Source organism: Candidatus Symbiopectobacterium sp. NZEC135 (assembly GCF_025962695.1).
In genome coordinates, this window is record NZ_JAGFPF010001295.1 from 1 (window position 1) to 612 (window position 612).

At 63.9% G+C, this 612-nt stretch carries 1 pseudogene; it reads left to right on the forward strand.

The annotated features are described in order from the left end of the window. Positions 1-612, forward strand: a pseudogene (locus J5224_RS33905) (translocation and assembly module TamB); the annotation flags it as partial.

The window sequence follows — 612 nt, forward strand, 5'->3', positions numbered from 1 at the left end:
ACGCCGGGGCTACATCTGTTGCTCAATGGCGCGGCGCGCTGGGTGCCGGGCTTGGAGATCGCCGAGGTGCAAGGCGGTTGGCGCGATCTGACACTGCGCGGTGTCGGGTATCAAACGCCGGGTATCACGCTCAACGCCGGTGAACTGCACCTCGCGCTTGAGCTGGGCTGCCTGGCGCGCAGCCAGATTTGTATCAATGATATTGCGCTACGCGAGCTCGATGTTGTGATCGACAGCAGCGCCATGCCGCCGCCCGCAGAGGCTCCGGCCCCGAGTGCGCCGGTGGGCGAGCTCAAGGCACCGTTCCCGATACGCCTTAGCCAACTGACGCTGAACAATATCCGCGTCACGCTGGATGATACGGCGGTCTCGCTGGGCGAACTGCGCACCGGCATGCACTGGGAAGGACGCGCGTTGACCTTGCTGCCAACGCAAATCAATGCGCTGCTGGTGGCATTGCCGAAAACCAAACCAGCAGCGGATGTCGTAGAAAGTACGCTGGCTGCCACCGAGGATGGCAAAGTCACCGCATCGGAAGTGGGCGATATCGCCTCCGCCACGGCACAGGCCGCTGCCTCACCGCCGGTGGAAGCAACGCCGTCCACACCGGAA